13 protein-coding genes are annotated in these 8426 nt (G+C 30.1%); all 13 read left to right on the top strand.

The window, feature by feature from the left end; translation table 11 throughout:
• The first annotated feature begins 39 nt into the window (after positions 1-39).
• Positions 40-153 (top strand): 50S ribosomal protein L36, encoded by a 114-nt coding sequence (gene rpmJ / locus ACTHW2_RS07930; protein WP_442263407.1) that lies wholly within the window; start codon positions 40-42, stop codon positions 151-153.
• Between the two features lie 38 nt (positions 154-191).
• Positions 192-554: a 30S ribosomal protein S13 gene (rpsM, locus tag ACTHW2_RS07925; protein WP_442263406.1), complete on the top strand. Its 363-nt coding sequence runs from the start codon at positions 192-194 to the stop codon at positions 552-554.
• A 17-nt stretch (positions 555-571) separates the two neighbouring features.
• Positions 572-970: a 30S ribosomal protein S11 gene (gene rpsK / locus ACTHW2_RS07920; protein ID WP_442263405.1), complete on the top strand. Its 399-nt coding sequence runs from the start codon at positions 572-574 to the stop codon at positions 968-970.
• A 15-nt stretch (positions 971-985) separates the two neighbouring features.
• On the top strand, positions 986-1609 hold the full coding sequence (gene rpsD / locus ACTHW2_RS07915) for a 30S ribosomal protein S4 (RefSeq protein ID WP_442263404.1): 624 nt from the start codon (positions 986-988) through the stop codon (positions 1607-1609).
• 63 nt (positions 1610-1672) lie between these two features.
• Positions 1673-2620: a DNA-directed RNA polymerase subunit alpha gene (locus tag ACTHW2_RS07910; RefSeq protein WP_442263402.1), complete on the top strand. Its 948-nt coding sequence runs from the start codon at positions 1673-1675 to the stop codon at positions 2618-2620.
• A gap of 20 nt (positions 2621-2640) precedes the next feature.
• Positions 2641-2982 carry a 50S ribosomal protein L17 gene (rplQ, locus tag ACTHW2_RS07905; protein WP_442263401.1) on the top strand — a complete coding sequence of 114 codons (342 nt, stop codon included), beginning with the start codon at positions 2641-2643 and terminating at the stop codon, positions 2980-2982.
• A gap of 160 nt (positions 2983-3142) precedes the next feature.
• Positions 3143-3964 (top strand): energy-coupling factor transporter ATPase, encoded by an 822-nt coding sequence (locus ACTHW2_RS07900; protein ID WP_442263409.1) that lies wholly within the window; start codon positions 3143-3145, stop codon positions 3962-3964.
• The gene (locus ACTHW2_RS07895; RefSeq protein WP_442263400.1) at positions 3961-4824 is read left to right on the top strand and encodes an energy-coupling factor transporter ATPase; all 864 of its coding nucleotides are present in this window, start codon (positions 3961-3963) and stop codon (positions 4822-4824) included. Before ACTHW2_RS07900 ends, ACTHW2_RS07895 begins: the two co-directional genes overlap by 4 nt.
• Positions 4817-5614: an energy-coupling factor transporter transmembrane component T family protein gene (locus ACTHW2_RS07890; protein WP_442263408.1), complete on the top strand. Its 798-nt coding sequence runs from the start codon at positions 4817-4819 to the stop codon at positions 5612-5614. Before ACTHW2_RS07895 ends, ACTHW2_RS07890 begins: the two co-directional genes overlap by 8 nt.
• A 10-nt stretch (positions 5615-5624) precedes the next feature.
• On the top strand, positions 5625-6362 hold the full coding sequence (gene truA, locus ACTHW2_RS07885) for a tRNA pseudouridine(38-40) synthase TruA (protein ID WP_442263399.1): 738 nt from the start codon (positions 5625-5627) through the stop codon (positions 6360-6362).
• A gap of 116 nt (positions 6363-6478) precedes the next feature.
• The gene (gene rplM, locus ACTHW2_RS07880) at positions 6479-6907 is read left to right on the top strand and encodes a 50S ribosomal protein L13 (protein WP_442263398.1); all 429 of its coding nucleotides are present in this window, start codon (positions 6479-6481) and stop codon (positions 6905-6907) included.
• 25 nt (positions 6908-6932) lie between these two features.
• Entirely contained in the window at positions 6933-7325 is a 393-nt protein-coding gene (rpsI, locus tag ACTHW2_RS07875; protein ID WP_442263397.1) for a 30S ribosomal protein S9, read from the top strand.
• A gap of 86 nt (positions 7326-7411) precedes the next feature.
• On the top strand, positions 7412-8131 hold the full coding sequence (gene cwlD / locus ACTHW2_RS07870) for an N-acetylmuramoyl-L-alanine amidase CwlD (RefSeq protein WP_442263396.1): 720 nt from the start codon (positions 7412-7414) through the stop codon (positions 8129-8131).
• Positions 8132-8426 lie beyond the last annotated feature (295 nt).

The following is an 8426-nucleotide window of genomic DNA, read 5'->3' as shown; positions in this document are numbered from 1 at the left end:
GAATAACCTGGCGAAACAAGTAGTATAGGAGGGATTTAAATGAAAGTAAGACCATCAGTTAAGAAGATGTGTGAAAAATGTAAAATCATTAAAAGAAATGGTAAAATAATGGTGATTTGTGAAAATCCAAAACACAAACAAAGACAAGGTTAATATGAATGTAGGTAAAATAACAGGAGGTGCAAACTTTAATGGCTAGAATAGCAGGCGTTGACTTACCTAGAGATAAAAGAGTTGAAGTAGGTTTAACATATATTTTTGGAATAGGAAGATCTAGATCTTTAGAAATCATTAATAATGCAGGTATTGATAAAAATACTAAAATAAAAGATCTTACAGAAACAGAAATAGCAAAACTTAGAGAAACAATAGATACCTATCCAGTAGAAGGGGATCTTAGAAGAGAAGTTGCTATGAATATAAAAAGACTTAAAGAAATTAACTCTTATAGAGGTATGAGACATAGAAGAGGTCTACCAGTAAGAGGACAACAAACTAAGACAAATGCAAGAACAAGAAAGGGACCTAAGAAATTAGTCACTAAGAGAAAGTAGTAAAGGAGGTAAAATAAATGGCAGTTAAAAAAGGAAGACAAAGTCGTGTAAGAAGAAAAGAACGTAAAAATATTGATAGAGGTCAAGCACATATTACTTCTACATTCAACAATACAATGGTTACATTAACTGACTTACAAGGAAATGTACTATCATGGGCTAGTGCAGGACAATTAGGATTTAGAGGTTCAAGAAAATCCACTCCTTTCGCAGCACAAGAAGCAGCTGAAGAAGCAGCTAAAAAAGCTATGGAACATGGATTGAAAAGTATTGAAGTATTTGTTAAAGGCCCTGGATCAGGTAGAGAAGCAGCAATTAGATCACTACAGGCTACAGGACTTGAAGTAAATATGATAAAAGATGTGACACCAATTCCACATAACGGATGTAGACCACCAAAACGTAGAAGAGTTTAAGAGGAGGTAAAACAAATGGCAAGATATACAGGACCAGTGTGTAGATTGTGCCGTAGAGAAGGTTTAAAACTTTATCTTAAAGGAGATAAATGTTTTACTGATAAATGTCCAGTGTCAAAGAGGAATTTCCCACCAGGACAACATGGCCAATCTAGAAAGAAAGTAACAGAGTACGGAATGCAGTTAAGAGAAAAACAAAAGGTAAAAAGATTTTATGGTATAAGTGAATCTCAAATGGCTAAATACTTTAATATGGCAGATACATCTCAAGGTATAACAGGTGAAAATCTATTACATCTTTTAGAAACTAGATTAGATAATGCTGTTTATAGATTAGGATTTGCTTCTTCAAGAGCTGAGGCAAGACAACTTGTAACTCACGGCCATTTTACTGTAAATGGAAATAACACAGATATTCCTTCACATCATGTAACAGAAGGAGATATAATAGCTGTTAAAGAAAAGAGCAAGTCAAGTGAGAAAATTAAAGATATAATAGAAAATCATAATGGTACACAAGTACCATGGGTAGATGTAGATTTAGAAAATCTAAAGGGTAATATTGTTGCAGAACCAACAAGAGACGACATCGATATACCAGTAGAAGAACACTTAATCGTTGAGTTATACTCTAAATAATTAAGTTTAAAATTAGTTACCCTCGTCCTTATAATACAAAATTCTAAAGGAGGGTTTATATTAATGTTAGAAATTGAAAAGCCGAAAATAGAAGTCTTAGAATTAAATGATGAATTAACATATGGTAAATTTGTAGTAGAACCTTTGGAGAGAGGATATGGAACAACTCTTGGTAACTCACTTAGAAGAGTTTTATTATCCTCATTACCAGGTGCGGCAGTATCTTCTATAAAAATTCAAGATGTACTTCATGAATTTTCTACAATTCCTGGAGTATTAGAAGATGTCCCAGAGCTTATTTTAAACATAAAGGGTATTGCTGCAAAAATATTCACGGATGAACCAGTAACCTTGACTATAGATATAGAAGGTCCGCAAGAAGTAACTGTAGGTGATATAGTTACAGGACTTGATGTAGAAATGATAAATAAAGATCATTATATAGCAACTGTCAATGAAGATGGAAGACTATATATGGAATTAGAATTATCTAAAGGTAGAGGATATGTTACATCAGAGAAAAACAAACAAGAAGAGACATCAGTTGGCGTTATAGCCATAGACTCTTCCTATACTCCTGTTATAAAATCTAATTACAATGTAACTAATACCAGAGTAGGTCAAATTACAGATTATGATAGATTAGAGATAGAAGTATGGACAAATGGTACAATAGATGCAGACGAAGCAATTTCTTTAGGTGCTAAAATACTTACAGAACATCTTGACTTATTCATAGGTCTGACAGATCATGTAAATGATGTAGAAATTATGGTTGAAAAAGAAGAAGATAAAAAAGAAAAAGTTCTTGAAATGACAGTAGAAGAATTAGACTTATCAGTTAGATCTTATAACTGTTTAAAAAGAGCTACCATAAACACAGTAGAAGAATTAACTGATAAAACAGAAGAAGATATGATGAAAGTAAGGAATTTAGGTAGAAAATCCCTGGAAGAAATTCAAAAAAAGCTCGCTGAATTAGGATTAAGTCTTAAAGAAAGTGAAGAATAATCCATAAAGGAGGGATAATTATGACAAAACTTAGAAAACTTGGTCGTCCTACGGCTCATAGAAAAGGAATGCTTAGAAATCAGGTAACATCTCTATTGAGAAACGGTAAGATTGAGACAACTGTAACTAGAGCTAGAGAAACTCAAAGAATGGCAGAAAAAATGATAACTCTAGGAAAAAGAGGAGATTTACATTCAAGAAGACAAGTTTTAGCTTATATATATGATGAAGATGTAACTACAGCTTTATTTAGTGAAATAGCACCTAAATATGAAGAAAGAAATGGTGGTTATACAAGAGTTTTAAAACTTGGACCTCGTCGTGGAGATGGAGCAGAAATGGCTATAATAGAATTAGTATAAGGGACAGGGATTAAGATAAATCTTAGTCCCTTTTGTTTTATAAAATATAAAACGAATACTATATAAATTGTATATTTAACCCTACTATGTTATATTAGAGTATAGTAATATAGGTTTAATTTAAATTTAGTTTGAATAGAGGTATTTTATGAACGATATGATGATAGAGATGAAAGATGTAGTATTTGAATATAAATCGTATATGGAAGAAGAAAATCTAATTGCAGTAGATCATGTAAACCTTACTGTTAAAAAAGGTGAATTTTTAGTAGTTTTAGGTCATAACGGTTCAGGGAAATCTACTTTAGCTAAAATGATGAATGGGTTATTACTTCCTAATAGTGGAGATATATCAGTTCTTGGAATGAATACAAAAAACGAAGAAAAAATTTGGGATATTAGGCAAAAAGCTGGTATGGTATTCCAAAATCCTGACAATCAAATAGTAGCAACTATTGTGGAAGAAGATGTAGCATTTGGGCCAGAAAATCAGGGCATACCTTCTAAAGAAATAAGAAAAAGAGTAGATGATGCACTTGAAATAGTAGAGATGACCTCTTATAAAAAACATGCACCACATCTCCTTTCGGGAGGTCAAAAACAAAGAGTTGCAATAGCTGGAATTCTTGCTATGAATCCAGATTGTATAATATTTGATGAACCTACATCAATGCTTGATCCATCAGGTAGGGCTGAAGTGATGGAAACTATTAAAAGATTAAATAAGGAACAAGGAAAAACTATAATTCTTATTACACATTATATGGATGAAGCTGTACAAGCAGATAGAATAGTTGTAATGAGTGATGGTCAATTAAAAATAGAAGGAACACCCAAAGAAGTATTTAAAGAAGTGGAAAAAATTAAAGAATTGGGACTTGATGTTCCTCAAGTAACAGAACTTGCACATGAGATTCAAAAGTCTGGAATCTCAATAGATGAGGATATATTATCCATAGAGGAGTTGCTAAATATATTATGATAATTGAAATTAATAAACTAAATTATATATATAATGAAGAAACTCCATTTGAAAAAAAAGCATTAGAAAATATAAATCTAAAAATAGCTGAAGGAGAGTTTATTGGACTTATAGGCCATACTGGATCTGGTAAATCTACATTAGTTCAGCATTTAAATGGACTTATAAAAGTCCAAAGGGGTAGTCTATATATAGATGGTGTTGATATATCCCAAAAAGGTACAAAATTTAAATTAATAAGACAAAAAGTGGGTCTTGTATTTCAATATCCAGAGTATCAACTATTTGAAGAAACAATATATAAAGATATAGCATTTGGGCCTAAAAATCTAGGTTTAACAGATGAACAAATAAAAAAGCGTGTAATAGAATCTATGGAAATAGTAGGACTAGACTATGAAAACCTAAAAGATAGATCACCATTTGAACTGTCAGGAGGGCAAAAAAGACGGGTAGCTATAGCAGGTGTTGTAGCTATGAAACCAAAAGTATTAGTTTTAGATGAGCCAACAGCTGGTTTAGATCCCCATGGCAGAGATGAAATATTAAACGAAATATGTGAAATATTTGAAAAAGAGGATATAACTGTAATACTTGTATCACATAATATGGAAGATATAGCAAAGATAGTAGGTAGAATACTGGTTATGGATAAAGGTAAAATAGTTATGGACGATACACCAAGAGAAATATTTAAAAGAAGACAAGATTTAGAAGAGATAGGACTTGGGATACCCCAAATTACAGAATTCATGCAAAGATATAAGGCAAAAGGGCATGATATAAAAACAGATATACTTACTGTTGAAGAGGCGAAGGAAGAGCTTATAAGATATCTAAGGAGCGATGAAAATGCTTAAAGATATAACTATTGGACAATATTTCCCAGGTGATACTATAGTTCATAGGTTAGATCCTAGGATAAAGATACTTGTTATTATGATGTTTATCATATCTCTTTTTTTTGTAGATAGTTTTTTTCCATATATATTTGTAGTAGGATTTATCTTATTAACCATATATTTATCAAAAATTCCTATTAAGGTTATAATAAAGGGCTTAAAACCCCTCATGTTTATTATTCTTATAACATTTTTTATAAATATGTTCATGACTAAAGGAGAAGTTTTATGGGAAATAGGACCTCTTGTAATTACAAATGAGGGACTTACACGAGCAAGCTTTATGGCTTTAAGGCTTATATTTCTAGTTACAGGGACTTCACTATTAACTCTTACTACGTCACCTATAAGTCTGACAGATGGTATAGAAGAGTTACTAACACCTTTTACAAAGATAGGACTACCATCTCATGAATTAGCTATGATGATGACTATAGCATTAAGATTTATTCCTACGCTACTAGAAGAAACTGATAAGATTATGAAAGCACAAATGGCAAGAGGAGCAGATTTTGAATCAGGTAATATACTTAGAAGAGCTAAAAACCTAGTTCCACTATTAGTACCTTTATTTGTAAATGCATTTAGAAGAGCTGATGAACTAGCAATAGCTATGGAAGCTAGATGTTACAGAGGTGGAGATGGTAGAACGAGATTAAATGTATTAAGGTTTGATAAAAAAGATATAGGAATATTTATAATTATGATCCTATTTTTTATATTTATAGCATCAACTAGATTTATTTAAGAGGTAAGAAATGAGAAATATAAAATTAATAATAGAATATGAAGGAACTGCTTATTCTGGATTTCAATCTCAGAACAATGCATTAGGTATACAAGAGGTAATAGAAAAAGCTATAGAAAAGGTTACAGGAGAATCAATAAAGTTAATAGCATCAGGAAGAACTGATAAAGGAGTACATGCACTAGGTCAGGTAGTAAATTTCCATACTAGCTCCAATATTCCAGCTGAAAACTTTATTAGAGCAATAAATAGAAAATTACCAGATGATATTAAAATAAAGAACTCTGAAGAAGTAGATTTAAACTTCCATTCACGATTTAGTGCTAGTGGAAAGAGATATAGATATATAATATATAATAGTAGAATAGAAAGACCATTATATCGAAATTTCTCTTATCATATAATTAAAAAAATAGATCCAAATAAAATAAAAAAAAGTATTCCTTATTTTATAGGAACACATGATTTTAATAGTTTTATGGGACCTAAAACAAAAGTTAAAGATACAATTAGAACTATATATAGTATGGAATTAGAAGAAAATGGAGATTTTTTGGAAATAATCGTAAAAGGAAACAATTTTTTAAGACATATGATAAGGATAATTGTAGGTACGCTTATATATGTAGGTATAGGAAGAATTAAGGTAGAAGATATACCTTCTATTATAGAAGCTAAAGATAGAAGATTAGCAGGCGTTACCGCTCATCCTGAAGGATTGTTTTTAGAAAAGGTATACTATGATTAAAATCTTCTTGACATAGATAATTAGATGTATTAAAATATATTAGAGTGTTTAAAAAGAGACCGGAAACTTTTTTTCTACCTCATAATAATTTATACTTTTTATAAGGAGGGAAAACGATGAAAAGCTATATGGCAAAAACGAATGAATTTGAAAGAAAATGGTATGTAATAGATGCTGAAGGTAAAGTATTAGGAAGACTTGCTGCAGAAGTATCAAAGATATTAATGGGGAAAAACAAACCAACATATACTCCTCATATGGATACTGGTGATTATATCATAATAATAAATGCAGAAAAAATCAAACTTACTGGAAATAAAATGAATCAACTTAACTATACTTATCACACAGGTTATCCAGGTGGATTAAAAGAAGTACCATACAATAGATTAGTTGAAACAAATCCAGGAAAAATTATAGAATTAGCTGTAAAAGGAATGCTTCCAAAAAACAAAATTGGAAAACAGATGATTAAAAAATTAAAGTTATATAAAGGATCTGAGCACAATCATGAAGCTCAAATGCCAGAAGTATACGAAATCTAATTCTTTAACGAAAGGAGGACTGTAAGTGGCTATAGAACAATATATTGGAACAGGAAGAAGAAAAACTTCAATTGCAAGAGTAAGATTAGTTCCAGGAAACGGAAAATTTATAATAAATAAAAAAGACATAGAAGATTATTTCAACTATGAAACTTTAAGAACAATAGCTAGAGAACCACTAACTATAACTGATAATCTAGGAAACTTTGATATATTAGTGAATGTTAAAGGTGGAGGATATACAGGTCAAGCAGGAGCTATTAGACATGGTATAGCAAGAGCTTTGTTAAATTATGATCTAGAAACTAGACCAACTCTTAAAAAAGCTGGTAACTTAACTAGAGACCCTAGAATGACAGAAAGAAAAAAATATGGATTCAAAAAAGCAAGAAAAAGTCCACAATTCTCAAAGAGATAAAACAAATCCCAAGAATATTCTTGGGGTTTTTTTATTTGTAGGCATAGATATTATAAACGATAATATATTTTATAGAGGTGATATTTTTGAAAGTAATATATATAAAGAGAAAAACTGTATTCATTACTTTGATAATGATAATTTTGATAATAACTCTTTTAATATCTTTTTATAAAAGAAATGTAAAGGAAACCCTCTCTTTACCTATTACAAACAGAATAATAGTTATAGATCCAGGTCATGGAGGAGTAGATCCTGGAACGGTTAGCAGGAACAATGTGTTAGAAAGTAAAATAAATCTAGAAGTTTCATTAAAACTTAAATCATTGTTAGAACAAAGTGGTGCTATAGTTATTATGACACGAACTGATGATAGTGGACTTTATACATCTCAGTCAACTACTTTAAGGCAAAAAAAAATAGAAGATTTAAAAAATAGAAGAAAAATAATCAATGAATCAAAATGTGACATGTTTATAAGTGTACATATGAATAGTTTTACAAATTCAAAATACTATGGAGCACAAACTTTTTTTAATAAAGATTCTGTAGAAGGAGAAAAACTTGCAATTGAAATACAGAATGAATTTAGAGAAAGATTAGATAAGAAAAACCTAAGAACTCCTATTTCAAGGGATAATATATATGTATTAAAAGAAATAGAAATGCCGGCTGTATTAGTAGAAGCAGGATTTTTATCTAACCCATTAGAAGAAAAACTTTTAATAGAAAACAAACATCAAGAGAAAATTGCTTGGTCAATATTTTCTGGGATTATAAATTATATAATAGAAGAAGAAAAATAACTATCCCCACTGCTTGTGGATAATGTGGACAAAGTGGATTGTTTTAATCGTTAGTATTGTAATAATTGAATATAGTCACTCCTATAAAAGTATATAATATAAAAAATGTGGAAAACTATTAACATGTCCACATTTTCTGATTAATTACTTTAAAAAAAGTCATAATTCTACATTATTTTTGAAACAATTAAAAGTTTATAGGTAAATACTACTATTAGTACAAATGTATAAAACTATAAGAATATTATACAATTTACTAGTAATAATAAGTTTTAATTATATTAAAGAGGGTAAT

Origin of the sequence: Tissierella sp. (genome assembly GCF_052089545.1) — a bacterium.
Classification (GTDB): Bacteria; Bacillota; Clostridia; order Tissierellales; family Tissierellaceae; genus Tissierella_A.
Note: the sequence above shows the minus strand (reverse complement) of the source record. Positions and strands in the feature narration are given on the sequence as shown.

Coding starts and splice junctions, on each gene's coding strand:
- rplM (WP_442263398.1), top strand. CDS start 6,479: ATGAAAAGCTATATGGCAAAAACGAATGAATTTGAAAGAAAATGGTAT.
- rpsD (WP_442263404.1), top strand. CDS start 986: ATGGCAAGATATACAGGACCAGTGTGTAGATTGTGCCGTAGAGAAGGT.
- ACTHW2_RS07900 (WP_442263409.1), top strand. CDS start 3,143: ATGATAGAGATGAAAGATGTAGTATTTGAATATAAATCGTATATGGAA.
- ACTHW2_RS07910 (WP_442263402.1), top strand. CDS start 1,673: ATGTTAGAAATTGAAAAGCCGAAAATAGAAGTCTTAGAATTAAATGAT.
- rpmJ (WP_442263407.1), top strand. CDS start 40: ATGAAAGTAAGACCATCAGTTAAGAAGATGTGTGAAAAATGTAAAATC.
- ACTHW2_RS07890 (WP_442263408.1), top strand. CDS start 4,817: ATGCTTAAAGATATAACTATTGGACAATATTTCCCAGGTGATACTATA.
- truA (WP_442263399.1), top strand. CDS start 5,625: ATGAGAAATATAAAATTAATAATAGAATATGAAGGAACTGCTTATTCT.
- rpsM (WP_442263406.1), top strand. CDS start 192: ATGGCTAGAATAGCAGGCGTTGACTTACCTAGAGATAAAAGAGTTGAA.
- ACTHW2_RS07895 (WP_442263400.1), top strand. CDS start 3,961: ATGATAATTGAAATTAATAAACTAAATTATATATATAATGAAGAAACT.
- rpsK (WP_442263405.1), top strand. CDS start 572: ATGGCAGTTAAAAAAGGAAGACAAAGTCGTGTAAGAAGAAAAGAACGT.
- rplQ (WP_442263401.1), top strand. CDS start 2,641: ATGACAAAACTTAGAAAACTTGGTCGTCCTACGGCTCATAGAAAAGGA.